The sequence below is a fragment of the Rhizobium sp. BK112 genome, assembly GCF_014193215.1.
Lineage (GTDB): Bacteria > Pseudomonadota > Alphaproteobacteria > Rhizobiales > Rhizobiaceae > Rhizobium > Rhizobium anhuiense.
Genome location: NZ_JACHYZ010000011.1, coordinates 70,715 through 88,949, shown reverse-complemented (window position 1 = coordinate 88,949; position 18,235 = coordinate 70,715). Strand labels below are relative to the sequence as shown.

The window sequence follows — 18,235 nt, the reverse complement described above, 5'->3', positions numbered from 1 at the left end:
TTGCCGCCGCATCGGGAGAAGGTCATGCGGCGCGCTTCAACGCATCGCTGAGCGTCGAGACGATCGTGTCGATCTGAGCCTTCTCGATGATCAGCGGCGGCGAGAGGGCGATGATGTCGCCGGTCACGCGGATCAGCAGGCCCTTGTTGAAGCAGTCGACGAAGACGTCGTAGGCGCGGGTTCCTGGCGCCGCGGCTCTCGGCGCCAATTCCACCGCGCCGACCAGGCCGAGATTGCGGATGTCCACCACGTTGGGCGAGCCTCTCAGCGAATGGAGAGCTTCCTGCCAGTATTCGGCGAGCTCGGACGCGCGGGTCAGCAGGCCCTCTTCCTCGTAGATCTCGAGCGTCGCGAGCCCGGCTGCGCAGGCGACCGGATGGCCGGAATAGGTGTAGCCGTGGAAGAGTTCGATCGCATTATCAGGTCCTACCATCAGGCCGTCATAGACCTTGCGGCTGGCAAAGACCGCCCCCATCGGGATCGTGCCGTTGGTGATGCCCTTTGCCGTGGTGATCAGGTCGGGCACGACGCCGAAATAGTCGGTCGCGAAAGGAGCGCCCAGACGCCCGAAGCCGGTGATGACCTCGTCGAAGATTAGTAGGATTCCGTGCTTGTCGGCAGTCGCGCGCAGCTTTTCCAGATAACCCTTCGCAGGCAGGACCACGCCCGCCGATCCCGACATCGGCTCGACGATGACGGCGGCGATGGTTTCGGCGCCGTGCAGTTGCACCAGCCGCTCGAGATCATCCGCCAGTTCGACGCCATGAGCGGGAAGGCCCTTCGAAAACGCGTTGCGCTCAATGTCGAGCGTATGGCGCATATGGTCGGCCGGTATTTGCGGGAAAACCCGGCGATTGTTGACCAGGCCGCCGACGGAAATGCCGCCGAAGCCGACGCCGTGATAGCCCTTTTCGCGCCCGATGATCCGCGTGCGGGTGCCCTGGCCGATGGCGCGCTGGTAGGCGATGGCGATCTTCAGCGCCGTATCGACCGATTCCGAACCCGAGCCGGTGAAGAACACCCTGTCGAGTTTGGCTTCCGGACCGCCCGGTGCGTTCGCGGCCAATTTCGCGGCGAAGTCGAAGGCGATCGGATGCCCCATCTGAAAGGTCGGCGCATAGTCCAGCGTTGCAAGCTGTCGCTCGACCGCCTGGGCGATCTTCTTGCGGCCGTGGCCGGCATTGCAGCACCAAAGACCGGCCGTGCCATCAAGCACCTGATGTCCATCAACGTCGGTGTAGTACATGCCCTCTGCTGCCGCGAGAAGGCGCGGCGTCGCCTTGAACTGCCGGTTGGCGGTGAACGGCATCCAGAAATTTTCGAGTACGGGCGCGTTCGTCTTGTTGAGCTGGTCCATCCTGGCCTCCTTGGAATGCGCCGAGAATGGCGATTTCTCCTTTTCAAACAAGTCCTTTTCTTTATCGTTGTAACCCATTGAAATATAACAAATGAAAGGATATGTTTTCGATATTCTGAACAAGACAAACGAACTCATCATGTCCGTCGATATCGGCAGCCGCCTTCGCCATCTCCGCATCGCCCATAAGCTTTCCCAGCGCGAGCTCGCCAAACGCACCGGCGTTCCCAATTCGACGATCTCGCTGATCGAATCGAACGCCTCCAATCCGTCGGTCGGGGCCTTGAAGCGGATTCTCGACGGCATTCCCATCGGTCTGGCGGAATTCTTCGCCTTCGAGCCCGAACGTCCAAAGAAGGCTTTTTATGCGGCCGAGGAACTGGTGGAGATCGGCAAGGGTCCCATCTCCTACAGGCAGGTTGGGGAAAACCTGTTCGGACGCAGCCTGCAAATCCTCAAGGAATGCTACCAGCCGGGCGCCGACACCGGAAAGGTTCCCCTTGTTCACGAGGGGGAGGAGGGCGGGATCGTGCTCTCGGGAAGGCTCGAGGTCACGGTCGACGACGAGCGGCGCATCCTTGGACCGGGTGACGCCTACTATTTCGAAAGCAGGCGCCCGCACCGTTTCCGCTGCGTCGGGCCCGTGCCCTGCGAGGTTATCAGCGCCTGCACGCCGCCGACCTTTTAGTTCCTGCCCTCGATGCGGGCAAGCACGCCGTCGAGTGCGGCGGTCAGAGCGGCAAGGCCGCCCTTCTTCTCGAAGTCGGAAAAAACCTGCTCGTTCAGTCCGCCCTTGGTCGCGAATTCGCGGCTCAGCGCGCTGAACGGTTCGTTGCCGGGCCTGTTCGCTTTCTGCGCGAGGCTTGCAAAGAGCGGGGCGATATAGACCTGTCCCTTCGCCTTTTCGAGGCCGCTTCTTTCCAGCCAGACGGCAACCTGCTCCATGATGCCGAAATAGGTTGACATCATTGCGCTCGCTGCCGCGAGAAGATCGTATTCCTTCCTCGACTGGCATTGCACAGCCGTTCCGAGCGTATCGAAAAGCGCGGCGACGGCGGTATCTGGCGGATAGATGGCGGTGACGCCTTGCCGGCCGGCGACGAAGGGCAGGGGGATCGCCTGCACGAGATGCACGTCGGCGCCGATCCATTCGGAGAGGGCTTGGCGCTCCGTCGCCGCAACGAGGCTGACGACCATTTGGCCATCCCTGAACGACAGCGCGCGCACGACCTCCTCGGCGACCTGCGGCCGTATCGCCAGGAACACCATGTCGCTGCGCTCGACGACGTCCTGATTGTCCTTGGCAATTCTGACGGCGGCGAATTCGTCGGCGAGCGTCGCGGCGATGTGAGCGCTTCGTGGAGAGACGTGAATCTCGGAGGCATAGGCCGGTTCTGCGAGAAGCCCGCGAACCATCGCTTCGGTAATCGCGCCGGTGCCGACGAATCCAATAGCCTTGACTGTCACGTGATTACTCCGCGGCCCGCAGCGGGCCCAACGCGACATCCGTCGTGTAGTTCTCGCGCATGAAATTGATGAAATTGTCCTGGAACTGGCGGGTATGGGCATGGGCGAGCTCGTCGGCGAGCTCCACGTCCTTGTCCTTTATGGCATTCAGCATGAGTGAGTGCTCGTCGGTCAGGAGGTAGCCCTCGTGGGTCCGCTCCAGATATTCGAAATGCAGGTGGAGCATGCGCTGCCCCTGCGACAGCAGTTTCTCGTAGAACGAGGCCAGATACTGGTTTTTTCCGGCATGGGCGATCGCCATGTGGAATTCCTTGTTAGCTTCCGACATGGCCAGATGATTGCCGGTTTTAACAGCCGCTTCGAACGACTTCAGCCGCTTGGTGATGATCTTCAGGTCGGCCTCGGTCCTCAATGCTGCGGCAAGCCGCGTATTCATGCGCTGCGCGATGTCGAGCGCTTCCACATATTTCGGAAACGTCGCCACTTCGATCGGCGCCACGATCGTGCTTCGGTTCGAAAGCGTCACCACCAGTTCGTCGGCGCCGAGCCGGATCAGGGCCTCGCGGACCGGCGAGCGCGACATGTCGAAACGCTCGGCAAGCGTCATCTCGTCGAGAAGCTGGCCCGGTGGCAAAGTGAGCGCCAGGATCTCATTGCGAAGCGTTTCATAGACGTTCTTCCAGCCGGTCCCGCGGATTCGTTTCACTTCCGATTCATCAGACACTTAAGTCCCTTTCTCTCGACGCGGATCACATTGGGCCAGAAAAACAGCGTGTCGGCAATGTAATTTTTCCGCTTGACTTTGTCGACACGCTGTTGACTTACTGTTGTCAGTCGACACGAAGCCGACAAGAAAATAACAGAAACGGCTACAGCCGACGAGTGGAACCCGCGCGCTTCGCGCACAACAAAAGAGGAATACCCGATGCTTTCGAAGTTGATGACGTCCGCCTTGCGGGCGCTGCCCGCGCTCGCCCTGATGGGAGGCCTTTCCGCAACCGCCGCACGGGCTGAGACCGCTGAGGGATATTGGCAGGGCGTGCAGAAGGCAGGCACGTTGCGCTGCGGCGCGGCCGTCGCGCCGCCCTATGTCATGCGCGATCCGGCGACCGGCGAATATTCCGGCTTCTTCGCCGATCTCTGCAAGGAATTCGCCGATGTCCTGAAGGTGAAGCCCGAATTCGTCGATACGACCTGGGACAATATCGTCGCCGGCCTGCAGGCGGGCAAATGGGATCTGTCGCTGGCGCTGAACCGGACGCCGACGCGCGCCATGGCGGTGCAGTTCTCGATCCCGGCGATGGAGTACCAGATCTCGCTCGCCTATAACAAAAACAATCCGAAAATTACGGCTGGTGCTGCCTCGGTCGCCGATATCGACACAGCAGGCGTGACGCTCGCCGTCATGTCCGGCACGGCGCAGGACAAGGCCATTTCCGCGGCGGTGAAGAACGCCACGATCATGCGTCTTCCCGGCAATGACGACACCCGCCTGGCGGTGACCTCGAAGCGCGCCGACATCCTGGTCGACGCCTCCGACACCAACCAGCTCTTCACCCAGTCGAACCCGGATTGGGCGGTGGCGCTCAACCCGACGCCGGCGCTCGCCAAGCAGGGCGTCGCCTTCGGCCTGCCGCATAATCTTTCGGCTGCCGACGTCGAAGTGGTCGATATCTTCCTCGAAGAGAAGGTCGCGACCGGTCACGTCGACGAGCTGATCAAGAAGGCGGTCGACGAAGTCCTCAAGGGCGCAAAGTAATCTCGCCGGGCCGGTGCGAAGATCGCGCCGGCCCTCTCCAGCTTCGATCATCGGAGATTGGCATGACCACGTCCTTCAGCCTTCCCCTCGTGAAAATGCAGGCGCTCCACAAAAGCTATGGCAACGGAGCCATTCAGGTGCTGAAAGGCATCGACATCGAAATGAAGCCCGGCGAACGTGTCGTCGTCATCGGTCCCAGCGGCGGCGGCAAGAGCACGCTGCTGAGAGTGATGATGGGGCTCGAGCAGATCGACAGCGGGTCGGTCAATTTCGATGGAAAGCCTTATATTTCTTCCGACGGGGCAGGGAGGAAGACCCAGATCGACACCAATGTCCGCCGGTCGATCGGCATGGTCTTTCAGCATTACACGCTGTTTCCGCATCTCAACGTCCTTCAGAACCTGATCCTCGCTCCCTGCAAAGTGCGTGGAGAAGCCAAGGCGAAGGCCGCGGCCCGCGCTCAGGCGCTGCTCGAGCGGTTCGGGCTCGGCGCCAAGTCCAAGGCCTATCCGGCCCAGCTTTCTGGCGGCCAGAAGCAGCGTGTCGCCATCGCCCGCGCACTCATGCTCGACCCGAAGCTGATGCTTTTCGACGAAGTCACGTCGGCCCTCGACCCCGAGCTCGTCAGCGAGGTGGAGCAGGTGATCCTGCAACTCGCCGCCCAGGACATGCCGATGATGATCGTCACCCATGACATGTGGTTCGCCAAAAACATCGCCTCCCGCGTGATCTTCTGCGCCGGTGGCGTGGTCGTCGAGGACGGCCCTCCCGAGCAGGTGCTCGGCGCCCCGCGCGAGGAGCGCACCAAGGAATTCATCGACCGCGTCTTCCATATCAAGCAGTAGGGAGGGGCACCCATGAACTACACGTTCGACTTCAACGCGGTTTCGCTGGCGCCGCTTCTGCAGGGGTTGTGGGTTTCGCTGGAACTGACGGCTGCGGCAAATGTCATCGGTATCGTCTTCGGCTTCGCGCTCGCTTTGCTGATCATGAGCCCTTACCGGATCGTCCGGCTGCCGTTCATGCTGTTCGTCGAATTCTTCCGCTGCACGCCGGCCATCGTCCAGATCGTCTGGATATTCTATTGCGTACCGATGCTGTTCGACGTCTTCCTCGACCCGGTGACGATGGGCATCATGGCGCTCGGCCTCAATCTGATGGCGTTCAACGCCGAGGCGTACCGGGCGTCCATCCAGGCGGTGCCGCGCGAACAGCTCGACGCCGGCATCGCGCTCGGCCTCAATCCGCTGCAGCGCGTGCTCCACATCGTCTTCCCGACGGCCTTCCGCGCCTCGATCCCGGTGCTTCTGACCAACGGCATCGTCATCTTCCAGCAGAGCGCGCTGGTTGCGATCGTGGCGATCCAGGACCTGATGTACCAGGGCAAGACGCTGGCCACCGAGACCTATCGCCCGATCGAGACCTTCACCGTCGTCGCTCTCATTTATTTCGCCGTGTCCTTCCCGATAACCCAGATCGTCGGCCTGCTTGAACGCCGCCGCCAGATCCTCGTCAGCTAGGAGGCCCGGATGACTCTCGACTTCTCGATCCTGCTGCGTTTCGAAAACGCCCTTCTGCTCGGCCTGTGGATGACGATCAAGCTGACGGTCATCTGCATCGTGCTCGGATGCACCCTCGGCTTTCTCGTCGGCCTGATGAGGACGTCGCGCAACCTCGCGCTTCGCGCGGTCTCGGGCGCCTATGTCGAATTCTTCCGCGGCACGCCGGTGCTTATCCAGCTCTTCTGGATCTTCTTCTGCCTGCCGCTGCTCCTCGGCGTCGAGCTCTCGAACCTGGCGTCCGGCGTCATCGCGCTGACGCTCTATATGGGGGCGATCACCAGCGAGACCTTTCGGGCGAGCCTCAAGTCGATCGGCCGGGAGCAGCTGGACGCCTGCGTCGCCCTCGGTCTTCCGAAAAGGGCCCAGGTCGTCAACGTCGTGCTGCCGCAGGCGGTGCTGCGCGCAATCCCAACGCTGTTGTCGAACTGCGTCAGCCTCTTCAAGGAGAGCGCCCTGGTCTCGGCCGTCGGCATGGCGGACCTGATGTTCGTCGGCCAGAACATCTCCAACAACACCGCCCGTCCCGTCGAAGTGCTGACGGTCGTCGCCCTCATCTACTTCGTCATCGCCTTCCCACTCACGCGGGCCGTCTCCCTCATCGAGGGGCGCATTCTCAAGAAGCTCGCAATCTAATCAGTCTTTCCCAGGACAGGAGAAATCCCATGAAACTTTCCGGCGTCATGCCCGCGCTCATCACTCCCTTCGACGCGAACAACAGGATCGACTTCAAGGCGTTCGAAAGGCTTCTGACGCACCTGCGCGAGGCAGGCGTCACCGGCTGGGTTCCAAACGGCTCGACCGGAGAGTATTTCAGCCAATCCAGGGAAGAGCGCCGCGACGTGCTGCAGTTCGTCAAGGATTTCGCCAGGCCGGGCGAAATTCTGATCGCCGGCACCAACGCGCCCGCCACCCGCGAGGTGATCGAGCAGACGGCGATGGCGAGAGATATCGGTTATGACACGGTCCTGCTGGCGCCGCCATTTTATACCCGTCCGACACAAGCGGAGCTCATCAAGCACTATGAGGCCGTCCTCGGCGCCGTCGATGTGAGCCTCGTCCTCTATTCCTATCCGGCCAAGGATGGTTCGGACATCAGTTTCGAGCTGATGGATCAATTTGCCGATAATCCGCGCGTGATCGGGATCAAGGAAAGCTCGGGCGTGCTGCAGCGCGCCGTCGACATCGCCAGCCGCTATGACGGCAAGATCCAGCTTGTCAGCGGCTCTGACGATATCGCGCTCGACTTCATGTTCTGGGGCGCCGAAAGCTGGATCTGCGGACCGTCGAACTGCATGGCCAAGGCCTGCTGTGACCTCGACCGCACGTTCCGATCCGGCGATCTGGATAAGGCGCGCAAGCAGATGAAAACGCTCTACCGGGCGATGAACATCCTCGAAAGCGGCAAGTTCGTGCAGAAGATCAAGTATGGCTGCGAGCTTCAGGGCTTGCCCGTGGGTATATGCCGCGCGCCGCTCGGCGAACTGACACCGGAGGAAAAGGCCGAATTCAAGGCCGCGATGCAGCCGATCCTGAATTGGTAACAGATCTGGAGCGGCCAAGCCGCGCCAGGGACCACTGAAATTATGAGGTTCGCCGTGTCATCCATCGTGGTCGTCGGCGCCGGCATTATCGGCGTCACCATCGCCTATGAACTCCAGCGCCGCGGCCTTTCCGTGACGCTTGTCGATCGCGACGCGCCGGGCCTCGGCGCTTCCTACGGCAACATGGCAAGTATTGCCGTCACCGAGTTCATGCCGGCCTCGCGGCCCGGCATCTGGGCGCAGATGCCGAAATGGCTGCTCGATCCGGAGGGGCCGGTACGCATCCAGCCTGGCTACCTGCCGAAGCTGGTGCCCTGGTTCCTCAGGTTCCTGGCCGCCAGCCGTCCCTCCAAGCTGAGGGCGCTGGAGGCGGCCGGCGCCGCGCTCTGCGGCCGCGTCTACGACGATCTGGACGCGCTGCTGAAGGAAACCGGCCTGACGCACATGCTGACGGCCGAAGGCTGCCTCAGCCTCTATACCGACGAGGCCGAATTCAAGGCCGATCGCGAGCATATCGAAATCCTGGAACGGTTCGGCTTCAGGTACGAAATTCTCGGCGGCAAGGCCATCCCGGATCTCGAGCCTTTTTTGACGACGAAGATCGGCAAGGCGGTGCTCTTTCCCGACAACCGGTCGATCACCGACCCCTACAGGCTTGTCACCGCCCTTGCCGAAAGGTTCGAGGCGCTCGGCGGCAGGACCGTCCGTGGTGAGATCGCCGGCTTAGAGCAGGGCGAGGCCGGTGTTTCCGCTCTCCGGCTGGCGGACGGGCGCAGCCTTAGGACCGAGAAGGTCGTGCTGGCTGCCGGCGCCTTCACCGCCCGGCTTTCCGCTCTGCTGCGCGAACATATCCCGCTCGAAACCGAGCGCGGCTACCACACGCAGATCATGGAGCACGGTATCTCGATGCGCCATTCCATCATCTGGCCGGCGCGCGCTTTCATGGTCACGCCGACGGCGGGCGGCATCCGCGTCGGCGGCACGGTCGAGATGGCCGGCCTCGACGCGTCCCCGGATTATCGGCGCGCGAAGATCCTGGTGAAGCGGGCTCAGGAGGCATTGCCGGATCTGCAGGTCCGGCAGGCGACGGAGTGGATGGGGCATCGCCCGGCGCTGCCTGACACCGTTCCGGTCATGGGTCCATCAGCCAAGCGCCGCAACGTCTGGTACGCAACCGGCCACGGACATCTCGGCCTTACCTATGCGGCCACGACCGGCCGTCTGATGGCCGACCTCATCACCGGCGTTCAGCCGCCCGTGGATATGCAACCCTATCGCGTCGATCGCTTCTGAGAGCGGTGCCGTCGCAAGGAGAAAGGGAGTGAACATGCGAAGCGAACTCTATATCGACGGAAAATGGGTGAAGCCGGTCAAGGGCGGCGCCTGCGAGGTGACCAACCCCGCGACGGAGGAGGTGATCCAGACGATCGGAGCCGCAACAGCCGAAGATGTCGATCTCGCCGTCAAAGCGGCTCGCCGGGCCTTCGACAAGGACGGCTGGCCGAAGCTGACGGGCGCTCAGCGCGCTGGATATCTCCGCGCGATTGCGAACGGAATCCGTGCCCGCCAGTCCGAGATCGCCCGCCTCGAAGTTCTCGACAACGGTAAGCCCTTTCCGGAGGCCGACTGGGACGTCGCCGACGCGGCGGGCTGCTTCGATTTCTATGCGGGCCTGGCCGAACAGCTCGACAACAATCCCGAGGAGGCGATCGCGCTTCCCGATCAGCGCTTCACCTCCAAGGCGGTGCGCGAGCCGATTGGGGTGGCCGGCGCGATCATTCCCTGGAACTATCCGCTGCTGATGGCGGCATGGAAGGTTGCCCCGGCGCTCGCCGCCGGCTGCACCGTGGTGCTGAAGCCCGCCGAATTGACATCGCTGACGGCGCTCGAACTGGCTGATGTCGCCGACGAAGCCGGGCTGCCGCCCGGCGTGCTGAATATTTTGACCGGCGCCGGATCGGTCGCCGGCCAGGCGATCATCGATCACAAGCAAGTGGATAAACTCGCCTTTACCGGCTCCGGCCCGGTCGGCTCGAAAATCATGGCGGCCGCTGCTCGCGACATCAAGCGCGTCAGCCTGGAGCTCGGCGGCAAGTCGCCCTTCGTCATTTTCGAAGACGCCGATATCGACGAGGCCGTCGAGTGGATCATGTTCGGCATCTTCTGGAATCAGGGCCAGGTCTGCTCGGCGACTTCAAGAGTCCTTGTACAGGACACCATCTACGAACGTTTGCTCGCGCGTCTGGTCGAAGAAACGAACAAGATCAAAATCGGCAATGGTCTGGACGAGGGCGTGCTGCTTGGGCCGCTGGTTTCCAAGCGTCAGCACGAGCAGGTCGTCGCGGCGATCGAGGAGGCGCGGCGGGCCGGCGCGACCGTCGCCTGCGGCGGCGTCCGCCCCGAAGGATTCGACAAGGGTTACTACCTCCAGCCGACCGTTCTGACCGACGTTCCGCTCGACAGCGCCGCTTGGGTGGAAGAGATCTTCGGACCCGTCGTCTGCATCCGGCCCTTCAAGTCAGAAGCGGAGGCGGTCGAACTCGCCAATGATTCCCGCTTCGGTCTGGCGGCCGCCGTCATGTCGAAGGACGACATCCGGGCTGAGCGCGTCGCGGCCGCCTTCCGCGCCGGGATCGTCTGGATCAACTGCTCGCAGCCGACATTCACCGAGGCGCCCTGGGGCGGCTACAAGGAATCCGGCATCGGCCGCGAACTCGGACGCTGGGGTCTCGACAACTATCTCGAGACCAAGCAGATCACCCGCTTCGCCAGCGAGGATTCCTGGGGCTGGTACATCAAGCCGGAGGCGGCCGAATGAACTGGAACCGGACCCTCGATCTGCTGCAGGTCCACTGCCAGGGCGAGATCGGCAAGGTCATTATGTCGGGAGCGCCTGAAATACCCGGCGCCACGATGCTCGACAAAATGGACCACATCAACACGGTCGACGACAGCCTGCGCCGCTTCGTCACCTTCGAGCCACGCGCCAATGTCGCCATGTCGGTGAACCTGCTGGTCGAGCCGACACGCAGCGATGCGGACGCCGGCTTCATCGTCCTCCAGGCCGATCGCGCCCACGCCATGTCCGGCAGCAACTGTATCTGCGTGGTCACCGCACTTCTCGAAAGCGGGCAGGTGGCGATGTCGGAACCGGAGACGATCGTCCGCCTGGATACGCCGGCCGGCCTCATCGTCGCGCGCGCCGCCTGCCGCGACGGCCGCTGCCTGTCCGTCAGCCTCGACAACGTGCCGAGCTTTGCCGAAGCGCTGGACAGGGAGGTGGACACGCCGAAATGGGGCCGCATCAAGATCGACGTCGCCTTCGGCGGCGTCTACTATGCGCTGGTGGATGTCGAGCAGTTCGGCTTCGATATTGCGCCTGCCAATGCGCGGCTGCTGGCGGAAGCCGGCATCGAGCTGAAGTTGCTTCTATCAGGCCAGGTCTCGGTCGCTCATCCTGTCCTCAGCGGTATCGACGAGATCGCCTATGTGATGTTTCGCGGATGCGAAGCCGACGGCGCGGTGCGGACCTGCACGACGCTGCAGCCCGGCCGCGTCGATCGTTCGCCGTGCGGGACCGGCAGCTCGGCGAATCTTGCCGTGCTGCATGCGCGCGGCGAGGTCGCCGTCGGCGACCGCAGGACGTCCCGGTCGATCATCGGCGGTGAGTTTCTCGCGGAGGCGATCGGCGAGACCGAGGTGGGCGGCCGCCGCGCCGTTCTGCCGAGAATAACCGGCCGGGCCTACGTCTATGGCCGGGAGCAGTTGCGTATCTCCGACGACGATCCCTTCGCAGCAGGATTTGCCCTGTCCGACACCTGGGGTCCCCAGGTCGGCCTGCTCGGTTAGGAGCCAAAGATGTCTCACGTTCCACCACTGGCCGGCCAGACGATCCTCATCACCGGGGCGTCGGGCGGCATCGGCGCAGCCATCGCCGAACGCCTGTCTGCCGAAGGCGCGCGGCCCGTCATCCAATACGGGCGCGACAGGGAAGGGGCGGAAGCCCTGCATCGCAGGCTCGGTGGCGACGGCCTGATCGTCCAGGCCGATCTCTCCCGTCCGGACGGCGCCTTTGCGCTCTGGCGCGACGCGCTCGCGGCGGCGGGGCGGATTCATGCCGTCGTCAACAATGCCGGTATCCGCAACGAGATTTCGATCGACGCCGATCCGTCCGATTGGCGGGCCGCCTGGCAGAAGGAGTTTCAGGTGAACTTCTTCGCGGCAGCGGACCTCTGCAAGGAGGCTCTGGTGCATTTCAGGCAACATGGCGGAGGGCGGATCGTCAACATGGCAAGCCGGGCGGGCCAGCGCGGTTACGCGGCCGATGCCATGCCCTACGGGGCGACGAAGGCGGCGCTGATCAATCTCACAAAGTCGATTGCGCGTAGCTTCGGGCGCGACGGCGTCGTCGCCGTCTCCATCGCGCCGGGATGGGTGCGCACCGACATGGCCGAGGATTTCGTGGCGAAGCATGGCAAGGATGCGGCGGTCGGCGATATCCCGATCGGCGAGATGGCCGAGACGGCGGAGATCGCCGAGCTGGTAGCCTTCCTGCTGCGCCCTTCGCAGGTCTCGGTCAATGGCGCGACGTTCGACGTCAACGGCGGCAGCTACATCAGATAGGGAGGTTCGATATGAAAAGATTTGTGGGTAAGGTCGCGGTGGTCACGGGCGGTGGCGGCGGTATAGGGTCGGCCATATCGAAGAGGTTGGCCGACGAAGGCGCCCTGGTGGTGGTGACCGATGCCAATGCACAGGCTGCAGGCGACGTCGCCTCGCTCATCGAGGCGGCGGGCGGATCGGCGATCGCCATCGGGGCCGACATCTCCCGGAAATCGGAATGCGTCGACCTGATCGAGAAAGCCTTCGCGATCAAGGGGCGGCTGGATGTGCTGGTCAACAATGCCGGCATCAACCGGCGCGGAAACCTGCTGTCGCTTTCGGATGAAGACTGGCAGCTGAGTTTCGCAGTCAACCTGGATTCGATGTTCCATCTCTGCCGCGCGGTCCTGCCGCACATGATTGCGGCGGGCGGCGGCGCGATCGTCAACACCGCCTCGCAATGGGGCCTCTACCCCGCGCCGAACCATATCGCCTATAACACGACAAAGGCGGCGGTTGCCGCCTTCACCCAGAATCTGGCTCGCGACTATGCGCCCGACAAAGTCCGGGTCAATGCCGTCTGCCCCGGCGAAATCCATACGCCGATGCTCGAAGCCGGCGTTACGCGCGCCGGCCGGACGATCGCCGATCTCGACAGGCTCGTCCCCTACGGCCGCATCGGCAAGCCTGAGGAGGTGGCGGCCCTCGTTGCCTTCCTGGCATCGGATGAGGCGGCCTTCATGTGCGGCTCGCTGGTTGAAATCACCGGCGCGCAAGCCGTGGCGTGAAAGGACGGCCGAGTGCGCCGACACCGAGACAGGGGTGGATGCCAGTCCTGCCCTGGTGGCCTTCGGCGCGCTCTGCGGCGGTTGGTTCGCCGCCGCCGCGGGCGTGCTGGCGCTAGACATGGCCGACAGTCCTGCCCATAGGCCCGCCAGAAAGGATCGCCGTTGCAGCCTCTCGCTCATGCTCAATCCGTCTGCTGTTCCAGTGTCTTGGCAAGCTCTTCATAAATGTGGGCAGATCCCGCATTGTTCTCGGCGGCATAATGGGCGCTGACCGACCGCGCGGCCTCGGCCGCAATACGAAAGGCATCTATCCGATTCTGCGGCTCAGGCTCAGCTTGCCCGCCGATATCGCCGTTGCGGAAACTGCCGGCTCTGTATCCCTCGGCCAGATCGATGACACCGATCTCAGGAATCCCCTTCTTCAACCGGCCGAAGAAGGCAGGCCCGGCCTGGCCGCCATCCCGGCGACGCAGCATCCCTTCTCCGGACGCTTTGCCGTCGATACAGGAGCCGATCCAGAAGGTGGGGCCGCTGGTCAAGGACGCTGGCGCGACGAATTTGCAATGAGTGCCTGGATCCTGGGACCAATGAAGATCGGTCGGTGCTGCCCCGCCAGTGCCATTCGAATACAAAATCACCATCAGGGCAATCGGGACGATAACAGGCAGCCGCCCTATGCCGCCGAAAACTCGTCTTGCCATGATGTCGCCCCTTGTTGAAGGACCTTCCATATCGTCCGCAATCGCCGTTGTCATGGCTTATCGGTTAACAATCCGGCGGACCTCCCAGCCGATTGCGGCAGACCTTACGGCTCAATTATAGGTGATCTTGTCGGTAACCCGCGGGCGATTGAAGAAATGATGATCGAAGCTGTAGCCATTCATTCCGGTAAAGTTCGAAAAGAACGCCGAGACCGGTGTCGTCAATGTGTATTGCACCCGGGTCAGCACGACCTGCACGTCCGTTTCCTGTATCTCTGAAGGTATCGCGATCGCGCTCGCCGTGCCTGAGTTGAGCGCGGTGGTGTTGAGTGCGGCGGACCAGTTGACGGTCGCGCTGCCGCTGCTGCTGACATCGTTGACCGTAAGCGTGATCGTCAGCCCCGTCGTGTCATAGGGCTGCAGGATGAAGCTCGCGCCGGTGAGAAGCTTGGCAACGTCGGACTTTGTCCAGGAGCTTTGCTGTGAAATCATATCGCCTGTGGAGGAGGCGATCTCATCGATCTTTCGGCTGACCGTGAGCGCGTGGCCGAGATCGACGGTGCCGAACAGCAGCATCACCAGGATCGGCAGAACGAGCGCGAATTCCACGCCCGAGGCAGCCGACCGGTCGTGCGTGAGGCGGCGGATCGCGGATAGGGTACACCGGAAAAAAGACAGGCTCCGTTTCATGGTCAGAAAGGCTCGTTGCGGAACAGAACGGCAGAGCCGAGCAGGTAGCGGCCATCGGAAAGCTTGGCGCTCGACAGGCTGAAGAAATTGACGACGGCCGTCCAGGGCAGGAACGTCTGAACCAGGATGTAGTCGCTGCCCTTGCCGACATCAAAGCTCTCGGTGACGGTGAGATTGCCGCTGTCGTCGATGGGGTCGGCGCTGGCGGCGGACGAGATGTCGGAGAGCACGTTCACCTTGACCAGGAGATCGCTGGAACAATTGAACGAGAGAAGCATGTCGCTGCAAATTTTGGCCTTGAAATCGGCCAAAGTCATATTGGAGGATGCGACCTCGCCGGTGCGGATCATCCGGGAGATCTTGTGCACCGAAGCATCCAGGGAAGAGTTGACGAAAAACATCAGCGACACTTCGATAATGCCGAATATCATGATGAAGAGCGGCAGAGCCAGGATCGCAAATTCGATCGCAGCCACGCCGTCTCGATCGGCGAGCAGGCGGCGCGGCGATGCAAAGAATTTCCTGCGGCTCATTGGGTCAGCCGAACGGATGCAAGATACTGGGTAAAGAGCGCCGACAGGCCGGCCGTGATCTCGGCCGATGATGACGCTGATATAAACAGGCTTGTGGACGATGCGCAGTCCGAAAGCGCATAGGGGATGTAGTCGCGCCTCGTGATGCTGGTCGACACGCCGCTATCCATGGTGCCGCCCCAGGTGCTCTTCCAGTTGGCGCTTGCCATTGTCGCGCCGACGGTGGCGTTGTAACCCCAGTCCGTGGTGATCGGCAGATATTCCGTGTAAAGCACGGCCATGGTGTCGGATTGATCTTTCAGATAGCCGCACCAGTCCGGATTGAGCGGCGCGACTTTGTTCCAATATGCCCCGGAGATCGCCTGTTTGTTGCTCCATGTGACCTTGTCAGTCACCCATTCGCGCTTCGACTGGACGCCGTCCGTCAACAGAAGAACCAGCTTGAGCGGTGAACCCGAGGAGGTTCCGTCCCCTCCGGCGCCGACCTTTTGCTTGAGCGTCGCCAAGGAGACGTCGAAATAGGTGGCTGCCTTCGAGGTCGCGCTGGTGAGGCCGTAACTTGCGTCCGCGAGGCGGGTGCGCGCCGTGTCCGTGCTGAGCGTCGGGCTTAGAACTTCTGTCAGGGTGTCGCCCAGGCTATACAATCCGACCTTGATCCGTTCATGACTGCTGTCGGACGTGTCGATCATGTCGAGCACTTCTTCGACGGCGTCGCCGGCGACATCGGCGCGCAGCTTTATGTTCTTGGCCGTGCTGTATTCATAGTTGTTGCTGTATGTCTTGTTGCCGATTTTGTGTGAATCGCCCGTGTGGCAGGCGAATTGGCATCCGATACCGGCATACATGGTCGACTGCCCCGACGTCGTTGCCGCCAGCAGCATCGATGGGGATGTGTCGATGACGATATAGACATTGAGATAGGACGTGGTTGGTCCCTTGACGGCGCTTGCCACGCTGACGTCGACTGTGTCGATATTGGCGATCTTCATCAAGGTCGTCGGAACCGTGCCGCTGGCCGTCGCGGTGATCTTGTGGTTTGACGTATCGATGTCGATGTCGCCAAGCGTATAGCTGTTTTCCACTTGTGCGTGGAACCAGTCGGAAACCTTTTCCTCGAGGGCGTCCTTGTCCGAGGTGTCGATCTGCTTGACGGCGGCGATCAGGGCCGCGTCAAGGTCGCTCTGCATCCGCTGCCTGACATTGTAAGCGCGAATATAGTCAAAGCTCGCGCCGACCGCGACGATCATCGGCACCAGGGTGAGGGCAACGACAATCGCGACATTGCCGCTCCTATCTCTGCCGAGACCGCGGAGGGCTTTGAGGAGCCGAGCAAATGAACAGGAAAGACCCGAGCGCAAAAACCACCATCACATAAGTCATGAAAATTACTCATTTGCGAGATGTATCCAAGGTGCTTAAGTCTTTGTTAATTCCTGCACTTTTCGACATGAAGCAGGCTGCCGACGCGCTATTTGCTGCGCAGATTGTACATGTTTGCGAATTATGGATATCCGCGGGATGGCATATCGTCGTCTTTCACGTCGAGAGGACCCACATCCGTGGGGTGTCAGCGTTCGGCTGACAGGGGCTGACCAAGCGCGGCGATCAGCGCGTCGGCAGCAATTTCTGCTCTTTCCTGCTGCTGTTGTGTCGAAGGACCGGGAAGTCCCATCAGCACGCCGAGCATATGGGTGCCAAGCAGCCGGTCGATGAATTGCACGGCGAGTTCGCTTCGGCGCTCGGCGCTGATGCCGAGAGTCTCCTGTTTGAGCCCGAGCATGAAGGCGACCATGCCTTCGAGGTTGCCGACGAGGCTGGTATGAGCCATCTCCGCCAGACCGGGAAACCGGCTGGTCCCGGCGATCACGGTGCGCATGAGGGCGATCGTGTCGGGATCCATCAGGCGGCTTTGCGCCGTCATCCCGGCCCAGAGCAGGACGTCTCTCAGAGGTTTTTCAAGGAGCGCCTCCATCTGCGCCCGCTCGGCCTCGTCGTCCGGGTCGCAGGCATTGGAGATCACGGCTGAAAACAGGTCATCCTTGCTCTCAGCATGCCGGTAGAGCGTCATGATCGAGACGTTTGCCGCCTTGGCGATGCTTTCCATGCTCGTTCCCTCGTAACCGGTATCGAGGAATGATGCCTTGGCCGCCGCGAGGATGTCGGCCCGCTTGCTCGCCATCAACTTCGCTTTCGGATGGTCTGATGACCATGATTTCATGCGCTTGACTCCATGCGATAGTCAATCATATCGTATAAACGATAGTGAACGTTATCGTATCTCCACATCAGATTATACAAAGGTGCCGACACATGAAAGCTGCCCGTCTCAAATCCTATGGCGACATTGACCAGTTCACAATCGATGACGTCGGCAGGCCCACGCCTCAGGCCGGTGAAGTCCTGATCAAGATCGAGGCTTCCGCCGTCAACCATTTCGATCTCATGATCCGCCAGGGCTATGTGGCTCAATACATTCCCCTGGAACTTCCCGCGGTGCTGGGCGGTGACGCTGCCGGAAGCATCGTCGAGATCGGCTCCAGCGTGACCGGATTTGCCGTCGGCGATCGCGTTATCGCCGATTTCGCACCGAACGGTAAAGGCGCGCATGCGGAGTACGGCGTCGTTCCGGTCTCGGCGATTGCCAAACTCCCCGCCAATCTCAGCTTCGAGCAGGGCGCCGCTCTGCCCAAGGCGGGCCTTACCGGCCGGCAATCGGTCGACGCTCTTGGCGTCAAAGCGGGTGACCGCGTGCTGGTGTCAGGCGGTCTCGGGGCTGTCGGCCGTGCCGCCATCCAATATCTTCAGGAGATCGGCGCCCAGCCGGTGGCCGGCGTCCGGGCGGATCGGCTCGACGAGGCGGCCCGGCTTGCGGGAGAAGCGCTCGACATTGCCGAGCTTCCGGCTGCCACGACCTTCGATTACGCGATCAGTGCTGCTGCCCCTGTCGCGGCCAATCTCATCGGGCATGTCAGGGACGGCGGCCAAGTCGCCAGCATCGTTCCCGTACCGGAGGGTGCCAATATCGGCAATCGGGTGATCATCCACGAACTCTATCACCGTGCCGATGCGGCCACGCTCGAAGCCGTGGCCGACGCTGCCTCGCGTGGCGTTTTGATCGTTCCGATCGCCAAGACTTTCCCGCTGAGTGAGATCGGTGCGGCCCACAGCGCCGTCGCTGCCGGTATCCAGGGCAAGGTCGTCTTGAAACATTGAACGAGCGGAGCAGGCGATTGTG

20 protein-coding genes are annotated in these 18,235 nt (G+C 62.1%); 12 read left to right on the top strand and 8 right to left on the bottom strand.

The window, feature by feature from the left end:
* Positions 1 to 22: 22 nt before the first annotated feature.
* A complete protein-coding gene (locus tag FHT75_RS26530; RefSeq protein WP_063474179.1) occupies positions 23 to 1,357 on the bottom strand; it encodes an aspartate aminotransferase family protein in 1,335 nt (444 codons plus the stop codon).
* A 139-nt stretch (positions 1,358 to 1,496) separates the two neighbouring features.
* Here FHT75_RS26530 and FHT75_RS26525 point away from each other — a divergent pair, with 139 nt between their 5' ends.
* Positions 1,497 to 2,045 carry a cupin domain-containing protein gene (locus FHT75_RS26525; protein ID WP_063474180.1) on the top strand — a complete coding sequence of 183 codons (549 nt, stop codon included), beginning with the start codon at positions 1,497 to 1,499 and terminating at the stop codon, positions 2,043 to 2,045.
* Here FHT75_RS26525 and FHT75_RS26520 read toward each other — a convergent pair.
* Together FHT75_RS26520 and FHT75_RS26515 are read right to left on the bottom strand one after the other, a co-directional pair.
* Entirely contained in the window at positions 2,042 to 2,863 is an 822-nt protein-coding gene (locus FHT75_RS26520; RefSeq protein WP_206114847.1) for a pyrroline-5-carboxylate reductase, read from the bottom strand. The two genes, FHT75_RS26525 and FHT75_RS26520, sit on opposite strands and share 4 nt — an antisense overlap.
* The gene (locus FHT75_RS26515; RefSeq protein ID WP_063474106.1) at positions 2,829 to 3,548 is read right to left on the bottom strand and encodes a GntR family transcriptional regulator; all 720 of its coding nucleotides are present in this window, start codon (positions 3,546 to 3,548) and stop codon (positions 2,829 to 2,831) included. Before FHT75_RS26515 ends, FHT75_RS26520 begins: the two co-directional genes overlap by 35 nt.
* A 201-nt stretch (positions 3,549 to 3,749) precedes the next feature.
* Here FHT75_RS26515 and FHT75_RS26510 point away from each other — a divergent pair, with 201 nt between their 5' ends.
* From FHT75_RS26510 to FHT75_RS26465, 10 genes are all read left to right on the top strand, one after another.
* Positions 3,750 to 4,583 (top strand): substrate-binding periplasmic protein, encoded by an 834-nt coding sequence (locus FHT75_RS26510; protein WP_063474107.1) that lies wholly within the window; start codon positions 3,750 to 3,752, stop codon positions 4,581 to 4,583.
* Between the two features lie 62 nt (positions 4,584 to 4,645).
* Complete coding sequence (locus FHT75_RS26505) at positions 4,646 to 5,428, top strand: amino acid ABC transporter ATP-binding protein (protein WP_047616842.1); 783 nt, start codon at positions 4,646 to 4,648, stop codon at positions 5,426 to 5,428.
* A 12-nt stretch (positions 5,429 to 5,440) separates the two neighbouring features.
* Complete coding sequence (locus FHT75_RS26500) at positions 5,441 to 6,103, top strand: amino acid ABC transporter permease (protein ID WP_047616844.1); 663 nt, start codon at positions 5,441 to 5,443, stop codon at positions 6,101 to 6,103.
* A gap of 9 nt (positions 6,104 to 6,112) precedes the next feature.
* Positions 6,113 to 6,778: an amino acid ABC transporter permease gene (locus tag FHT75_RS26495; protein WP_047616847.1), complete on the top strand. Its 666-nt coding sequence runs from the start codon at positions 6,113 to 6,115 to the stop codon at positions 6,776 to 6,778.
* A 29-nt stretch (positions 6,779 to 6,807) separates the two neighbouring features.
* Entirely contained in the window at positions 6,808 to 7,686 is an 879-nt protein-coding gene (locus tag FHT75_RS26490; RefSeq protein WP_047616849.1) for a dihydrodipicolinate synthase family protein, read from the top strand.
* A gap of 42 nt (positions 7,687 to 7,728) precedes the next feature.
* Positions 7,729 to 8,979: an NAD(P)/FAD-dependent oxidoreductase gene (locus tag FHT75_RS26485; RefSeq protein WP_088930328.1), complete on the top strand. Its 1,251-nt coding sequence runs from the start codon at positions 7,729 to 7,731 to the stop codon at positions 8,977 to 8,979.
* A gap of 34 nt (positions 8,980 to 9,013) precedes the next feature.
* Positions 9,014 to 10,504: an aldehyde dehydrogenase family protein gene (locus FHT75_RS26480; protein WP_063474182.1), complete on the top strand. Its 1,491-nt coding sequence runs from the start codon at positions 9,014 to 9,016 to the stop codon at positions 10,502 to 10,504.
* Positions 10,501 to 11,535, top strand: coding sequence for a proline racemase family protein (locus tag FHT75_RS26475; protein ID WP_063474108.1), 1,035 nt, complete (start codon positions 10,501 to 10,503; stop codon positions 11,533 to 11,535). Before FHT75_RS26480 ends, FHT75_RS26475 begins: the two co-directional genes overlap by 4 nt.
* A gap of 9 nt (positions 11,536 to 11,544) precedes the next feature.
* Positions 11,545 to 12,309, top strand: a complete 765-nt coding sequence (locus FHT75_RS26470) for an SDR family NAD(P)-dependent oxidoreductase (RefSeq protein WP_063474109.1) — start codon at positions 11,545 to 11,547, stop codon at positions 12,307 to 12,309.
* 11 nt (positions 12,310 to 12,320) lie between these two features.
* The gene (locus FHT75_RS26465) at positions 12,321 to 13,076 is read left to right on the top strand and encodes an SDR family NAD(P)-dependent oxidoreductase (RefSeq protein ID WP_063474110.1); all 756 of its coding nucleotides are present in this window, start codon (positions 12,321 to 12,323) and stop codon (positions 13,074 to 13,076) included.
* 182 nt (positions 13,077 to 13,258) lie between these two features.
* Here the strand turns inward: FHT75_RS26465 and FHT75_RS26460 are convergent, their stop codons facing one another.
* The 5 genes from FHT75_RS26460 to FHT75_RS26440 all read right to left on the bottom strand — a co-directional run bounded on the left by FHT75_RS26460 (position 13,259) and on the right by FHT75_RS26440 (position 17,218).
* Entirely contained in the window at positions 13,259 to 13,777 is a 519-nt protein-coding gene (locus FHT75_RS26460; RefSeq protein WP_245294547.1) for a hypothetical protein, read from the bottom strand.
* A gap of 111 nt (positions 13,778 to 13,888) precedes the next feature.
* Positions 13,889 to 14,473 carry a TadE/TadG family type IV pilus assembly protein gene (locus FHT75_RS26455; protein WP_063474111.1) on the bottom strand — a complete coding sequence of 195 codons (585 nt, stop codon included), beginning with the start codon at positions 14,471 to 14,473 and terminating at the stop codon, positions 13,889 to 13,891.
* The gene (locus tag FHT75_RS26450) at positions 14,470 to 15,000 is read right to left on the bottom strand and encodes a TadE/TadG family type IV pilus assembly protein (protein WP_047616910.1); all 531 of its coding nucleotides are present in this window, start codon (positions 14,998 to 15,000) and stop codon (positions 14,470 to 14,472) included. The genes FHT75_RS26455 and FHT75_RS26450 overlap by 4 nt, the downstream gene beginning before the upstream one ends.
* Positions 14,997 to 16,358: a TadE/TadG family type IV pilus assembly protein gene (locus FHT75_RS26445; protein WP_063474112.1), complete on the bottom strand. Its 1,362-nt coding sequence runs from the start codon at positions 16,356 to 16,358 to the stop codon at positions 14,997 to 14,999. Before FHT75_RS26445 ends, FHT75_RS26450 begins: the two co-directional genes overlap by 4 nt.
* Positions 16,359 to 16,567: 209 nt before the next feature.
* Entirely contained in the window at positions 16,568 to 17,218 is a 651-nt protein-coding gene (locus FHT75_RS26440) for a TetR/AcrR family transcriptional regulator (protein ID WP_047616870.1), read from the bottom strand.
* A 92-nt stretch (positions 17,219 to 17,310) separates the two neighbouring features.
* On the opposite strand from FHT75_RS26440, the gene FHT75_RS26435 reads away from it, so the two are divergent.
* Entirely contained in the window at positions 17,311 to 18,213 is a 903-nt protein-coding gene (locus tag FHT75_RS26435; RefSeq protein WP_063474114.1) for an NADP-dependent oxidoreductase, read from the top strand.
* Positions 18,214 to 18,235 lie beyond the last annotated feature (22 nt).